The sequence below is a fragment of the bacterium genome (assembly GCA_037147175.1).
Lineage (GTDB): Bacteria > Cyanobacteriota > Vampirovibrionia > Gastranaerophilales > UBA9971 > UBA9971.
This window is the reverse complement of sequence record JBAWVS010000008.1, coordinates 31,893-45,849: the sequence shown is the minus strand read 5'-3', so window position 1 is coordinate 45,849 and position 13,957 is coordinate 31,893. Positions and strand designations below refer to the sequence as shown.

The following is a 13,957-nucleotide window of genomic DNA, read 5'->3' as shown; positions in this document are numbered from 1 at the left end:
TAAGTTGTTTTTATATTAATAAAGGAATACTTATTAAGGATTAAACGGAAATACAGGGGCAAAGAGGTAATTGTATGGGATTAGGATTAATTTCTTTTACAAATAGCGATTCAAGTGCAGTTATTAGAAAATCTCCGCCAGAAGCATTTGATAAACTCGATACAGCTTCAATTTACGACATTAATAACCTGAAAAATGACACGGCTAAAATTAAAACTTTTAATCAACAGCATCCAAACGGTAATTATATTATTCTTGACAAGAAAACCAGTACTGCAACTATTTTCACTCCGCAAGGGCAAAAAGTGCAAAGCTTTGAAGTCGGAACAGGTGAAGAAAAAGGAGACAATTTATCTGACGGGTTTGGAATGTCAGGAAAAGTTCACAAAACCACTCCTCCCGGAGAATATACCTTTTTAAAAGAAAATAATGCCGATGATGAACCGGAATATAATAATAATATATTTTATCTCGGTACTAACGGCAATCTTTCAAATAAACAAGATTCTCAATTAGCAATTCACCAGATACCTACAGATTTAATAAAAGAAAGAGTTCATAAATTCAACGATGGTAATCTTGCTAACAACAGAATGTCTTTGGGTTGCATAAACTTGCTTCAAAAATCTTTTGAAAAACTTGTAACTCTTGTAAAAGGTCAAGGAACAAAACTTTATATTCTTCCTGAAGAAAAAGATAATTCTTTGAACTTAACTCAAGACAGCAATGGTGAATTCAGTTTTGAACAGACAAAATATCACCAAATAGATTAGGTGCGAAAAATTTTTATTTGTTTTTTTTATTATAAATTTATCTACCAGACCTCTCAAATATTTTAAAAACTGAAAGTTGAAATTATTCAACTTTCAGTTAATGTTTTTGGGCTTAAACAGTGATTAAATATAAACTAAAAATAGTATTATTTGAGGTAAGAGAAGATGAATAAAGAAAACTTTATAAAAAAAGTTATGCAGTTTGCAAATATTGAAAATAAAGAAATAGCAGAAAGAGGAGTGCAGATAGTTTTAAGTCTCCTCAGTTATCGACTTACGGAAAACGAACAAGAAGATGTGGCAGCACAACTTCCGACTGATCTGAAAAGGATGTGGAATAATCGTGTATGGGCAGTAAATTATTTCAGGCTTTCAGGGAAACGTCTTAAATACAGGCACAAAATAGAACTTATGAGTCTTGTTGATAACGAAATTAAAAGAGAAAAACTTCCTTTGCACGCAGAAATGATTACAAAAGCCGTTTTTCATGCGCTTAAAGAAAATATAAGCTCGGGTGAGAGCGAAGAGATTGCTCATATGCTCCCTAAAGACGTTCGAGATTTTTATAAAGCAGCGTAAAAAATAATTTTAAAAAATATCAGAAAAAAACGGTTGACCTTGAAATCAACCGTTTTTTTGTAATATTGAATTATTTAAGCTAGCGGAGGTAAACCCTGAAGCGGATTATTTATATCAAATGAAGCCATTCCGTTAGGATTTGTTACTGAACCAAATTGTCTTGGAGCTTGTTGCGCAGCATACGCAGGAGCGGGAGAATGAGCAGCTGCTGCCGGTTGTTCATTTCTGTTACTTCCGAACAGGCCACCGCCTATTTTATCGCCAATCCAGTTTCCTGCAATGCCACCAACTGCGCCAAGTGCTAAAGCTGTTAAACTTACTGGATTTGCCGCTAATGCAGCAAGAGCAATTGCTCCTACAGTTGTGCCTGCCACTGCTACGCCTGACTTCATAATTTGGGCAGCACCCCTGCCTTCTTTAAAGCCATCAAAAATTGCAGGAATTTCGCACAATGTGCTGATTACGACACCTACTAAAGGAAACCCTTTAGCAACAGAACCTATTTTACCCAGAAACTTTGTAGCGCCGCTTGCAAAACTTGCTCTGGCACTTCCTTCTGCTGCACCTTCAGCTACTTTGGCAATTCCTTTTTCTGCAGCTCCGGCAAACTTTGTATAAATACCGGTATCGCTGATAGGAGTTTTGCCCCAGTTTATAAAGTTGGTTGCAGGAGTTTTCACAGATTCAGGCAGTTTGTTAAAAAGGCTTGAACATCCGGATTTAAATCCTGTTGAAATTTTTGAGAACCAAGAAGCCTCTGCGGCTGCCGGAGCTGAATATGATAAATACGCTGTAGGCGCTTTAGAACCAATGACTCCCGGATGACTGTCTGCATAACCTTGTGCGTAGGTTTCAGCAAAATTTTGTCTTGTTTTAATAGATGCTGCAGGTAATAATCTGTTTGCATCTCTTATTGGTCTCGGTAAAAGCGCTGGTAATATTATTGTCATCTGACTTTCCTCCCGTTTCTTTAAAAAAATCCCAAATCGACATTTAATTTAATTTCCCTAAAAGATTAAATGATTTTTTATTGCCACCACAAACCAAACTGAAGAATTTCATAATTTTACGAAATCTTTTAACAGTTCAGGCTTGAAATGCCCGTAATAACAAGCTAATTAAAATAATCAGGCTCGTAATTACTCAATTTTAAAACTTAATTCTCCTTTCGAACTTTTCCCTATAAAATCCTTCCCAATGAATTAAAATGTTCCTTATTAATATAAACAAAATTGCAAAGCAGAAATTGCGCCATTTCTTGAATTTTATATAAAATTGCAACACTTTGTTACAATAAAAAATTTATAATTTATTATTAGTAAAGTAATAAAGTTAATTATTATAAAGCTCTTATTTCTGGTAAAATAAACAAATATAATAAATATACATAGAGAGAAAGAGAATAATTTATGGGATTATCAAAGGTTGTTAACAAAGAAACAGTCAAATTTCCTTTTATAGACAAACCTGTAGAAATTTTTAAGCTTGAAAACGGGCACACAATAGTAATTGCAAATAAGCAGGGTGACCTTGCTAATATAAGTACCTGGGTTAAAACAGGTTCACTAAACGAAGATGACAGTATTACAGGAATCTCTCATTTTCTTGAACATCTGATGTTCAAAGGCACACCTTCTCATCCGGCAGGAGATTTTGACAGAATCCTTGAAGCAAAAGGCGCGATAGTAAACGCAGCTACTTGGAAAGATTATACATTTTACTATGTAACTCTTCCAAAAGGTGAAGATAGCGTTTATTTAAAAGAAGCCATTGAACTTCATGCTGATATGCTTATTAATTCCATAATTCCTGAAGAAGAAATTGGTCCTGCCTTTGACCCTAAGTCTTCAGATGTGAAAGAAAAGCGTGAAAGATATGTCGTCATTGAAGAAATTCGAATGAGGGACGATAATCACTGGACAACTACTTATGATGCAATGAATGAACTTATGTATCAGGTGCATCCATACAAAAGAGATGTAATTGGGACGGCAGAAGTCATCGCTTCTGTGCCGCGCGATACTATCATGAATTATTACAAAAAATGGTACACTCCTGATAATATGATAACCATTGCTGTTGGAGATTTGGATCCAGAAGAAATACTTGATTTGATAAGAAAAAACTTCGCCTTTGGAGAAATAAAATCAGCAGAAAAACCTGAATATGCGCAGGAAATTGAGCAAACAAAATCAAAACTTATAGAAAATCAAAAAAAAGATATAAATACAGGGTTTCTTTTAATGGGTTTCCACGGACCAAAACCGGTTAATCTGGCTGAAAATATTTCCGCAGATATATTAAGTATTGTTCTCGGTGAAGGAAAAAGCTCAAGACTATACCAAAACCTCATTGAAAAACAAAAAGATCAGATTTTTAATGTCGTAAGTGCAACGCAATATGAATTTAAAGAAGGAAATGTTTTTCTTCTTCAGGCAAATTTTATGCCGGATAAAAAAGATAAAGCGCTCGAACTTTTAAAAGCCGAATTGAGAAAAATTATTGATCAGCCGATTTCCGAAAAAGAATTTGAGAAGGCGAAAAAGAAACTTAAAGTGGGTTTTGCAGAAGAAGCAGAAACAGTTTCAGAAATTGGAGAAGCTATAGGGCACTGTTTAACGGTATGCCAAGATATTTCATGCCATGTTGATTACTTAAAAACTCTTGATACATTGAATACGGAGTTTGTTCAAAAAACAGCGAAAAAATATCTGAGTCCAAATAAATCCACGATTTCCATACTAGTACCGGGAGAATAATAATGACCGCTTTTAATATAGACAAATTATCAAACGAAATAAAAGTAATAACCAGAAAAAATTCTAATACTCCGCGAATTTCACTTAATTTATTTATGACTTCCGGTACAAAATATGAAGATTTTGCGGGAACAGCAAATCTTACCAGTAGACTTCTTCTTCAGGGAACAGATACAAAAAGTGCCGAAGATCTAGCCAATGAGCTTGACTCAAATGCTATAGAAATTAGTATAGAGGCGAAACAGGATTATTTAAGGGCAAAAGCTCTTTTCTTGAACGAAGATTTTGATGAAGTGCTTGATATTTTTGAAGATATTCTCAAATATTCAACATTTGCAAATCTTGATAAAGAGGCCCAAAAGCTTGAAGGAGAAATAAAGCTTGATCTTGATTCTCCAAAAACACAGGCAATTGATAATCTCATTAAAAATATTTATCCTGAACATCCTTATGGATACAGCCATACAAAAATTCTTGAGGATCTAAATAAGATAAATATCGATTCAATAAAAGAATTTTATATTAAAAATTCTTTTAATCCTTCTCAAATAGTTATTTCTGTTGTTGGAGACGTAGAACATGAAGGGATAATTAAAGCTTTAGGCAATAAATTTGGAAATATTAAAAATAATCCTGCTTTGAACAGCGAGCAGTCAGCTAATAATAAGAATATAAGCGAAATAAAAGAAAATAAAACGGTAACGATAATAAAAGAAGATGCTGCACAGGCTCAAATCATTCAAGGGTGGCTTGCTCCGAGTATAACAGAAGAAGATTATCCTGTAATGGTTCTTTTGAATACAATTTTAGGTGCAAGTGGATTAAGTTCAAGGCTTTTTGTTGAACTTAGAGACAAAAAAGGGCTTGCTTATACAGTAAGAAGCAGTTATGAACCTATGAAGGAATCAGGACTTTTTACAATTTACATTGGAACTGCCCCTAAAAATATAAAAGTCTGCCTTGAAGGATTTGAAATAGAAGTAAAAAAACTTAAAGATGAACTTGTTTCAGAAAAAGAACTTGCTGATGCAAAAAATAATTACCTCGGAAAACGTGCGTTTTTCCATGAAACAAATTCACAGCAATCTTATTATCTTGGATTTTATGAAGCAATGGGACTTGGCTCTGAGTTTGATGATGCAATAGCAGAAAAAGTTAAAAAAATAACATCACAGCAAATTCAGGAAGCAGCTAATAAGTATTTTTCAAAAAATTCGGTGATTTCTATTCTGGCACCGCAAAAATATCTGAATTATTAAGAATTTGTCTTGTTAAAAATAAAACCTACTTGTTAAACAAGTAGGTTTTATTTTTAATCGCAATACTAATATCAGTCTTTATAACAAGACCCGATTAATTTATTTTGTGTATTTATCCATATTTTCTCTAAGGATTTCTGTATCAGAGGATAATTCGTTGCATTTTGCAGTAATTTCTTCGATAGTTGCGGCCATTTGTTCAATATTTGAGCTTGAAGATGTCATTTTTGCCTCAAGTTCATCTGCAACTCGAGTTATTTTTTCAATATTTTTTACAATATCAGCTTCACTGCTTTTTGTTGAAGTTGCAACTGTTTTGGATTTGTCAGCAAGCTTTCTGACTTCTTCAGCAACAATAGCAAAACCTTTTCCATGTTCACCGGCTCTGGCAGCTTCTATAGCCGCATTAAGCGAAAGTAAATTGGTTTTTTCCGCCACATCAACAATTTCTTTGGAAGCATGTGAGAATTCTCCAATCTTTTCATCAACGCCACTTATGCTTATTCTTAGCGATTCAGCAACTTTAAGTATTGTATTTACTTCTGTATTAATGCTTTCTACCAGTTTTGCATTTTCTTCACTGCCTGCTGTAATTTCCAGAATGGATTCAGTGATATTACCGATTCTTTGTCTTAGAAAGGACATTGTTTCTAATTTGTCTTTTTCTGTTTCTTGAACTTTATTTTGAACCTGCAAAATTTCTTCCATACTTTCATCTTGTTTTCTTAGCAATTCAAGATTGAATTCATGGTTATAATACATGCAATTTTCTTTGTGATTAGATGCATTATGTACTGATTTTGCCATATTATTGCAGCTACCGTAACCGCAGGCAGAACAATTTACATTTCTGGAATCTTTTGTTTTTTTAAGCAGCTGATTAAATATAATATCCAAATCTTTTTCTGTAGGCTCTTTGATTTTTGTCATCCCTGACTTATCAGTATATTTTCTGACAAAATCGCCAAGTTTAAGATTTTTATCAAAATAATCAAAAAGTTTATAGGATTTTTTAAACATATTTTTTGAAATATTTTTATCAAGATGTTCTTGTTTTAGAGGATTCATTTTGAAGTCAATATCGTCAATATGAACATCTTTGCCTGTGCCTGTTCCAAGGTTGCAACCGTAAGTGCAGTTCAAAATATCTATAAGCAAAGGTAAATTTTCTTTCTTTTTCACTCTCTGGTCATAACTTTCCAGATAAGAATAAGCGTGTTCGCCTTCTACTTGTCTTACCCAGGCTCCGGGAACATGATATTCAACGTTTTCTCTTAAACCGCCGGGTCTTGAAAAAGTTAAACCGAGTCCGCAGCCGATGTCATCAAAATCAATTTCTTCGTAAGAATTTAAATTAATTCTGTTTGCTTTAATATATTCTTTAATTTTTTTGTAAGTAATGTTATATGATACGTAGTCATTGGTATTAGGATCGACAAATTCATCAATTTTTCCTAAACATGGTGAAAGGAAAGCAATTTTGTCGGAAATATTATCATATTTTTTAATATATACAGCAGTACATAGCGTAGGACTGTGGATCGGAGCAAGTTTCGCCAGAAGTGAAGGTTTGTATTTTTCAATATAATTAACTATAGCAGGACATGGTTGGGCTATTACAGAATCAATATTGTTTTCCCTTACTGCTTTTAAGTATGCCCATGTTGTTATATCAGCACCAAAAGAAACATCATAGATAAGATTAACGCCTGCTGACTTAAAGAAGCCGAATAATTTTCTGTAATTATCAAAATTAAATCTGTTAGCAGGTGCAGCTACTATGGATAATTTCGCACCTTTTTTGAGATCATTGAAAAATCGCTCTGTGTCATCGTTGTAATCACGCGCATCATGATCACAAACTTCTAAGCAATGTCCGCAATGAATACAAAGATTATTATCAACTTTTATTTTGTTTTGACCATCTTTCAAATAGGCCTGATTGGCGTATATTGCAGGACAAACAGATATGCACTTGTTACAGCCGACACAATTCTCTTCTTTTGTAAAAACAATTTCTTTCATTTTAAATCCTTATTAATTAAATTAATTTGAAAATATTATCAATAATTTATTTTTTTTCAACAAAAAGCATTATAATATACTATAAAGTATATCATTTTATATAAAAATATTGAATCTCTTTAATGATTTATACATTTGTTTAACATTAAATCATTCTTTTTTAAGCTCTAATCTTTCTTTTTAATAAAAATCTTTTAACTGTACTTAAAACCCTTTGATTTGTACAGGGTTTTGCAATAAAATCTTTAGCACTCGCTTTTAAAGCTTTTATAACTTCTATTGCCACTACTTTTTCTAAGAAAATCTTCTATCTTAATAAAACTATCAAGAGATAAAGTCATATTCAGCCTTTCAAATTAAAGAATAATCTTAAAAATTTTATTTGAATTTCTTATTAACGTGCAAATTGATACATTTACTATATACATAGGCATAATATATTAACATATTTTAATTCATTAAATATTGTTTACAAATAAAAAAACAAAAATATTGAGTTTACTCAAGAATCAACTCTTTTTGATTAAAGATTCTCCGGTCATTTCAGGCGATTTATCTATTCCGAGAATATCAAGAATAGTCGGAGCTACATCAGCAAGGGTTCCGCTTTCTTTAAGTTCTATTTTGTCAGGATCATTAATTATTATAAAAGGAACAGGATTATTTGTATGAGCGGTAAAAGGCTTATGAGTTTTCTCATCTTCCATGCATTCTGCATTTCCATGATCGGCGGTAACAACCATAACAACACCTGTCTCTTTAACCGTATCAACTATTTTTTTCAAGCAGCCGTCAATAGCTTCTATAGCTTTTATTGCTGCATCAAGTATGCCTGTATGACCTACCATATCGGGATTTGCGAAATTTACCATAATGAACCGGTATTCTCCTGAATTAAGAGCTTTTACAACTTCATCTGCAACTTTTGAAGCGCTCATTTCAGGCTGCAAGTCATAAGTTGCAACTTTAGGAGAAGGAACAAGAACTCTTGTTTCAGTAGCATAAGCTTTTTCTTTTCCACCGTTAAAGAAAAAAGTTACGTGGGCATATTTTTCTGTTTCAGCAGTTCTAAACTGTTTAATTCCGTGTTCTTCCAGAACATCTGCCAGAAGTCCCTTCATACTTTGAGGAGGAAAGGCTACCGGAAGTCCAAAAGTTTCATCATATTGAGCCATGCAGACATAATAAATATTTTTAATAACTTTTTTTCTGTCAAATCCCGAAAAATCGTTCTCAGGCATGTTTATGGCTCTTGTGATTTCTCTTGCTCTATCGGGTCTGTAGTTAAAGAAAATTATCGAATCGTTGTCTTTAAGTCTGGAATCTTCACTACCTGTAATGGTAGGCAATACAAATTCATCGGAAAGATCGTTGTCGTAAGAAGCCTGAATTGCTTCAGCAGAATTTGCCGCACTATTTCCTTCACCTAAAATCAGGCAATTATAAGCTTTTTCTACTCTTTCCCATCTTTGATCCCTGTCCATTGCATAATATCTTCCGCTAATAGTAGCAATGCGCGGAAGATTTTCCTGCCCGAGTTTTTCTTCTACCCGTGCAAGATAAGTGTAAGCGCTTTTTGGAGGTGTGTCGCGTCCGTCTAGAAAAGCATGAACGTAAACTTTTTCAAGGTTATGTTTTTTTGCAAGTTCAATCAGAGCAAAAAGATGTCCCATAGAGCTGTGAACGCCACCGTCACTGACAAGTCCCATAAGATGAAGGGCGGAATTATTTTTTTTAACATGTTCTATAGCGTTTAAAAATTCGGGTTTTTCGAAAAAATCACCGTCTTTTACGGATTTATTTATTCTGGTTAAATCCTGATAAACAATTCTTCCTGCACCGAGATTCAAGTGTCCTACTTCTGAATTTCCCATTTGTCCTTCAGGAAGTCCGACATATTCGCCATGGGCAAAAAGTTTTGTATGCGGATATTGTGCTACTAAAGCCTGATAATTTTTATCATTAGCTGCAGCAATTGCGTTTGTAGGGCATTGCGATCCTATTCCCCACCCGTCTAATATTGTTAATAAAACTGTTCTTTTATTCATGTACCTGTCCTCATTTGTTTTTTTATTATTTTAGCATGAGCATTATTGAATTTTATATTTTAATAAATTCCGAAAGATAAAACTATTGAATTCAGCGTCTAATCTTATTTTAAACATAGTCCCTAAATCATATCCGATGGGTCGACATCGATTAAAAACTTCACTTCGGAAGGAATATTAAGGGTTTTTAAATAATTTGTTATCATAAAATGCCCATTATCACCCATTGTGTTTTTAATAATTATATGAAATCTGTATTCATCCTTGATTTTGGAAATAATACAGGCAGAAGGCCCTAGGACTTCCAGTCTCTCATCTATCCCCCTTGATTCTGTCAGAACCTTAAGCTTATATGCAACTTCTTCGGAGATTTTTCGTGCTTTTATTTCGTTTGCGGAACTAATAATAAGCCTGATTAAATAACTGAAAGGCGGATAGGAAAGTTCATTTCTTCCCTGCATCTCATAGTTGTAAAAACTCACAAAATCCTGCTCTTTAGCGTGCTGTATCGCAAAATATTCCGGCGAATAAGTCTGGAAATAAACTTTCCCTTTGAAATCCCCCCTGCCTGCTCTTCCCGCAACTTGAGTAAGAAGTTGAAATCCTCTTTCTCCTGCCCTAAAATCCGGCATGTTGAATAAAGAATCAGCAGATAAAACCCCTACAAGAGTTACGTTTGCTATGTCAAGTCCTTTTGCAATCATCTGAGTGCCTATAAGCACATCGATTTCTCCATGAGTAAAAGCTTCAAGGATTTCGATATGAGCGTTTTTCTTAGACATAATGTCGCTGTCTATTCTGGCAGCTCTTGCTTGAGGGAATTCTTTGTTGAATAATTCCTCTACCCGTTGTGTTCCAAGTCCGGAATATTTTATCGCACCGCTTCCGCATTCGGGACAAGTATTCAAAACATTTTTTTCAAAGTTGCAATAATGGCATCTGAGCTTATTTGTAGTTTTATGAAGTATCAAAGGTATTGAACAGCTTTCGCATTCCGCTACAAATCCACAGTTAGCGCACTGTCCATAAGTAGAAAACCCGCGTCTATTTATGAGAAGTATTGATTGTTTGCCTTTTTCAAGGTTTCTTTTTAGGTTATGCTTCAATACTCTTGAAAAAATGCTTTTATTTCCTGTGTTGTACTCTTCCCTCATATCAATAACAGAAACACATGCCAGCTCTCCTCTGCCGAATCTTTCCGGCAAATGCATTATTCTTTCTGTATTTTTGGCTCTATAATAGGTTACAACATCAGGAGTTGCACTGCCCAATACCAATGCAGAACCTGTTCTTCTCGCTCTTTCAAAGGCAAGGGCTTTCGCATTGTATCTAGGTGTTGGAGAGGTCTGCTTATAACTTGATTCATGTTCCTCATCAATCACTATAAGTCCGAGATTTTTGACTGGTGCAAAGATTGCTGACCTTGCGCCGACTACAATTTTTACTTCTCCGCTTCTTATTTTTTCCCACACATCAAATCTTTCGCCTTCCGAAATATTGCTATGCCAGAGTGCTACTTTTTCTACACCAAACCTTGCAGAAATTCTCTTTGCAAGCTGGGAAGCGAGGAGAATTTCAGGTGCGAGAATTATAACATTTTTGCCTTTTTCAAGAGCAGCTTTTGCAGCATGCAAGTATACTTCTGTTTTTCCTGATCCTGTGATTCCGTAAAGCAGTAGTGGTTCAGCATTATTGGATTCCATAGACTCGGTAATTTTGTATAAAGCTTCTTTCTGAGAGTCGTTTAACGTCAAAAATTCATCTTTATCCTGATTTTCAAATATTTTTAGAGGGTTTCGATAGATTTCTTTATGAAAAATTTCGATTTTTCCGGTCTCGGATATTTTTTTTACTGTTGGAGACGTAGTTTTAGCTTCTTTCAAAAACTCGCTCAGCTTGCTTTCTCCGCCTAAAATTTCAAGTTTTTGCAGAATATTTAATTGTTTTGGTGTTAAATTTTCGGTTTTGTTCTCAAAATATTTCTTTGATAACCTTACAAATTTTTCCAGCTTTGGTTTTGATGATTTTGCCTCAATCAGAGTATTAATTTCTATAATATTAGCCGTTCTTAGTTTTCTTAAACTCTCATAAAAGGCTGCAGAAGAGATTTTTGTCTTTCTTTGCAGGCTAAAGACACTTATTACTGATTTTTCTTGTCTTTCCTTAAGAACGGAAATAATTTTTTCCTGATTGGCGTTGATTTTAATTCCCGAAAATTCGTCTGAATAGTTTATCAAGGAGACAATTCTTTTTGATTTTGAAAGAAAGTTTGATGGAATTGCTGTTTCTAAAACATTTTGCAAGTTGCAGCAGTAATAATTAGCCACCCATTCTGCAAATTGCAGATAATCAAGATCAAAAAACGGCTCGGTATCTAGTATTTCGTAAATATATTTTGCTTTTATTTCGGCAGGTAAATAATTGCTAAAGCCGACAACAAAAGCGTTAACCACTCCCTGATTCCCGAAAGGCACAAGTACAGGCAGACCGATTTTTATTATATCCTGTAATTCTTCCGGTATAAGATAGCTAAAAGTCTTCGTATCAAGGCTTTGGATGTCAACTATTACCTGAGCATATTTATTAGGCTGATTCAAGTTATTCAAATTCTTTCTGTGCCAATTCAATAGCTTCTTTTAGTAATTCAATGTTCTCAGGATAAATAGCAACACCTTTTTTGGTAGGAAGCCATGTCGCTCCTCCGTCTGTAGTGTAGAAAATTCTCAAGTCAAGGTATTTTTTGCCTTTGTATTCGCTTAATTGAACCTGAATTTCTTCGGTTGCACTGCGAGGAATAGTAGCTAAAATTTTCTTATCTGACATTTTTCCCGAACTCCTAAATTTAATGACTTTTTTATTTTATCAAAACATAACTACATTAGGAAAAGTCTTTTTTGCATGTTAAAAGTAGATCCCGTTTTTCATTGCAAGCAAAAACCCTGCTGCTTCTTGATAATTTTTAACTTTTATGACTTTTTCTTCGATGCCAAGTGATTTAGGCGTTATATTTAATATTGTTTTATTCTCCTCTACGGCAATTATAGGAATATTTTTCTCTATAGCCTTTAAGACAGGAACTCCTCCCAGGCAATCATAAGGCATTACGAGTGCTTTTAGACTTTCTAAAATTATAAACGAACTATTAAATTGCAATGTCTGGTCTTTAAATGGCGAAATTTCAAGGATTTTAGGTGCATTGTAAAGTCCTAACAGTACGCAGGGAAGAAAAGTAGGCGTAATATATTCCGCAGATGCTTTTTTATTAACGATATCTGAGCTTATAACAAGAGAATTTTCGTCAAAAGCAGGGGCATGAGCGACAGGAACTTTAAATTCCCTCGTTAAAATATGAGAAATTATTGCTTCTATTCCGCCTACAGGGTCTATTCCATTGCCTTTAGCATAATCAGAATCTTCCGGTGTATTAAAATAGCAGACGACAGCAAGAGCTTCTGCACCTTTGTTTATTAATTTGCGGGCAGAATTTATCAATGTGTCAGGATTTTTCAAGTTCCCTGTAGAAATTCCCGACTCTGAAACATTGAAAGCTACGCCTGTATTTTCTTCAGTTATTTCGTAACATAAAATATTAATACCATAAGTCGATTTTACTGCATTGAGGGTATTTATATGGACATTTAAAACCTTTTTAGGGATAGCCTTGTCAAAAATGACCCCGATTTTATTGAATTTGGAGGGTATAAGTGCAATTTCTTCCTTGAAAAACATATCAATCGCATATCCTTCCGTATAAAGGATATTATCGTTTATACCTGAAAAAACAGCTGCATTTACCGAATTAGGGTTGGTTATTATCGGACAAACCTTTGACAGGAGATTTATATAAGGTGAAGCATCTCCGGCATAACCGCCAATAGAAGCGCCTATGCCTGTTGGAATTATGCAGGCTGCTATAAAATCATTGTTTTTCATAAAAACCTATTGGGGAAAATATCCAATGTAAGGCAGATTTCTTAAATAACCAAGGTAATCAAGCCCATAGCCAACTACAAATTTATTATCTACTTCAAATCCGCTATAACTAATGTCGACATGTTTTTGTCTTGCGCAAACTTTGTCCAACAGCGTTGCAAATTTAATAGTTGCAGGCTTATGCTGTAATTTTATATAATCTATCATGAAATTTGCTGTGTGCCCGGTATCTACAATATCTTCAACTATTAAAACATTTTTCCCTTCAAGGCTTGGAAGAGTTAAATCCACAGGTTTTACCCTTCCGGATGACTTTTGGTCATTTCCGTAACTGGAAAGTCTTACAAATTCGAACTGAATTGGCATATGAAGACGTTTTATCAAGTCAGATGCAAACAAAATAGATCCTGCTAAAACCGCAATTACCACTAACTCTTCGTTCTTAGGAAAAGTATTGTTGATTTCTTTTGCCAGTTCTCTTATGCGATTTTGAATGGCATCTTCTGAAAACAATTCTACGAGTTCTGATTCGTTTTTATCTAAAATTACCTGCATTTTTCTTTCCTTTTTCAACTATATTT

General features: G+C 34.2%; 11 protein-coding genes. 4 read left to right on the top strand and 7 right to left on the bottom strand.

Translation table 11 applies throughout. The features are described from left to right. Window positions 1-74 precede the first annotated feature (74 nt). Window positions 75-773, top strand: coding sequence for a L,D-transpeptidase (locus tag WCG23_03425; protein ID MEI8388918.1), 699 nt, complete (start codon window positions 75-77; stop codon window positions 771-773). Between the two features lie 165 nt (window positions 774-938). Continuing rightward, window positions 939-1,352, top strand: coding sequence for a DUF2267 domain-containing protein (locus WCG23_03420; protein MEI8388917.1), 414 nt, complete (start codon window positions 939-941; stop codon window positions 1,350-1,352). A 74-nt stretch (window positions 1,353-1,426) separates the two neighbouring features. Here the strand turns inward: WCG23_03420 and WCG23_03415 are convergent, their stop codons facing one another. Further along, window positions 1,427-2,302 (bottom strand): hypothetical protein, encoded by an 876-nt coding sequence (locus WCG23_03415; GenBank protein MEI8388916.1) that lies wholly within the window; start codon window positions 2,300-2,302, stop codon window positions 1,427-1,429. A 459-nt stretch (window positions 2,303-2,761) separates the two neighbouring features. On the opposite strand from WCG23_03415, the gene WCG23_03410 reads away from it, so the two are divergent. Together WCG23_03410 and WCG23_03405 are read left to right on the top strand one after the other, a co-directional pair. Then, the gene (locus tag WCG23_03410; GenBank protein ID MEI8388915.1) at window positions 2,762-4,111 is read left to right on the top strand and encodes a pitrilysin family protein; all 1,350 of its coding nucleotides are present in this window, start codon (window positions 2,762-2,764) and stop codon (window positions 4,109-4,111) included. Window positions 4,112-4,113: 2 nt separating this feature from the next. After that, window positions 4,114-5,370 (top strand): pitrilysin family protein, encoded by a 1,257-nt coding sequence (locus WCG23_03405; protein MEI8388914.1) that lies wholly within the window; start codon window positions 4,114-4,116, stop codon window positions 5,368-5,370. Between the two features lie 99 nt (window positions 5,371-5,469). Here the strand turns inward: WCG23_03405 and WCG23_03400 are convergent, their stop codons facing one another. From WCG23_03400 to hpt, 6 genes are all read right to left on the bottom strand, one after another. Continuing rightward, window positions 5,470-7,395: a methyl-accepting chemotaxis protein gene (locus WCG23_03400; GenBank protein ID MEI8388913.1), complete on the bottom strand. Its 1,926-nt coding sequence runs from the start codon at window positions 7,393-7,395 to the stop codon at window positions 5,470-5,472. A gap of 509 nt (window positions 7,396-7,904) precedes the next feature. Continuing rightward, on the bottom strand, window positions 7,905-9,443 hold the full coding sequence (gene gpmI / locus WCG23_03395; GenBank protein ID MEI8388912.1) for a 2,3-bisphosphoglycerate-independent phosphoglycerate mutase: 1,539 nt from the start codon (window positions 9,441-9,443) through the stop codon (window positions 7,905-7,907). A 122-nt stretch (window positions 9,444-9,565) separates the two neighbouring features. Next, window positions 9,566-12,040, bottom strand: a complete 2,475-nt coding sequence (gene priA / locus WCG23_03390; GenBank protein MEI8388911.1) for a primosomal protein N' — start codon at window positions 12,038-12,040, stop codon at window positions 9,566-9,568. 1 nt (window position 12,041) lies between these two features. Continuing rightward, on the bottom strand, window positions 12,042-12,266 hold the full coding sequence (locus tag WCG23_03385) for a transcriptional coactivator p15/PC4 family protein (GenBank protein MEI8388910.1): 225 nt from the start codon (window positions 12,264-12,266) through the stop codon (window positions 12,042-12,044). A gap of 78 nt (window positions 12,267-12,344) precedes the next feature. After that, a complete protein-coding gene (locus WCG23_03380) occupies window positions 12,345-13,376 on the bottom strand; it encodes a DUF3326 domain-containing protein (GenBank protein ID MEI8388909.1) in 1,032 nt (343 codons plus the stop codon). A 6-nt stretch (window positions 13,377-13,382) separates the two neighbouring features. Beyond that, complete coding sequence (hpt, locus tag WCG23_03375) at window positions 13,383-13,931, bottom strand: hypoxanthine phosphoribosyltransferase (protein ID MEI8388908.1); 549 nt, start codon at window positions 13,929-13,931, stop codon at window positions 13,383-13,385. Window positions 13,932-13,957 lie beyond the last annotated feature (26 nt).

What these genes read in the sequence shown, in the direction of transcription:
- WCG23_03425 (MEI8388918.1), top strand. Translation starts at nt 75, where the DNA reads ATGGGATTAGGATTAATTTCTTTTACAAATAGCGATTCAAGTGCAGTT.
- WCG23_03420 (MEI8388917.1), top strand. Translation starts at nt 939, where the DNA reads ATGAATAAAGAAAACTTTATAAAAAAAGTTATGCAGTTTGCAAATATT.
- WCG23_03415 (MEI8388916.1), bottom strand. Translation starts at nt 2,302, where the DNA reads ATGACAATAATATTACCAGCGCTTTTACCGAGACCAATAAGAGATGCA.
- WCG23_03410 (MEI8388915.1), top strand. Translation starts at nt 2,762, where the DNA reads ATGGGATTATCAAAGGTTGTTAACAAAGAAACAGTCAAATTTCCTTTT.
- WCG23_03405 (MEI8388914.1), top strand. Translation starts at nt 4,114, where the DNA reads ATGACCGCTTTTAATATAGACAAATTATCAAACGAAATAAAAGTAATA.
- WCG23_03400 (MEI8388913.1), bottom strand. Translation starts at nt 7,395, where the DNA reads ATGAAAGAAATTGTTTTTACAAAAGAAGAGAATTGTGTCGGCTGTAAC.
- gpmI (MEI8388912.1), bottom strand. Translation starts at nt 9,443, where the DNA reads ATGAATAAAAGAACAGTTTTATTAACAATATTAGACGGGTGGGGAATA.
- WCG23_03385 (MEI8388910.1), bottom strand. Translation starts at nt 12,266, where the DNA reads ATGTCAGATAAGAAAATTTTAGCTACTATTCCTCGCAGTGCAACCGAA.
- WCG23_03380 (MEI8388909.1), bottom strand. Translation starts at nt 13,376, where the DNA reads ATGAAAAACAATGATTTTATAGCAGCCTGCATAATTCCAACAGGCATA.
- hpt (MEI8388908.1), bottom strand. Translation starts at nt 13,931, where the DNA reads ATGCAGGTAATTTTAGATAAAAACGAATCAGAACTCGTAGAATTGTTT.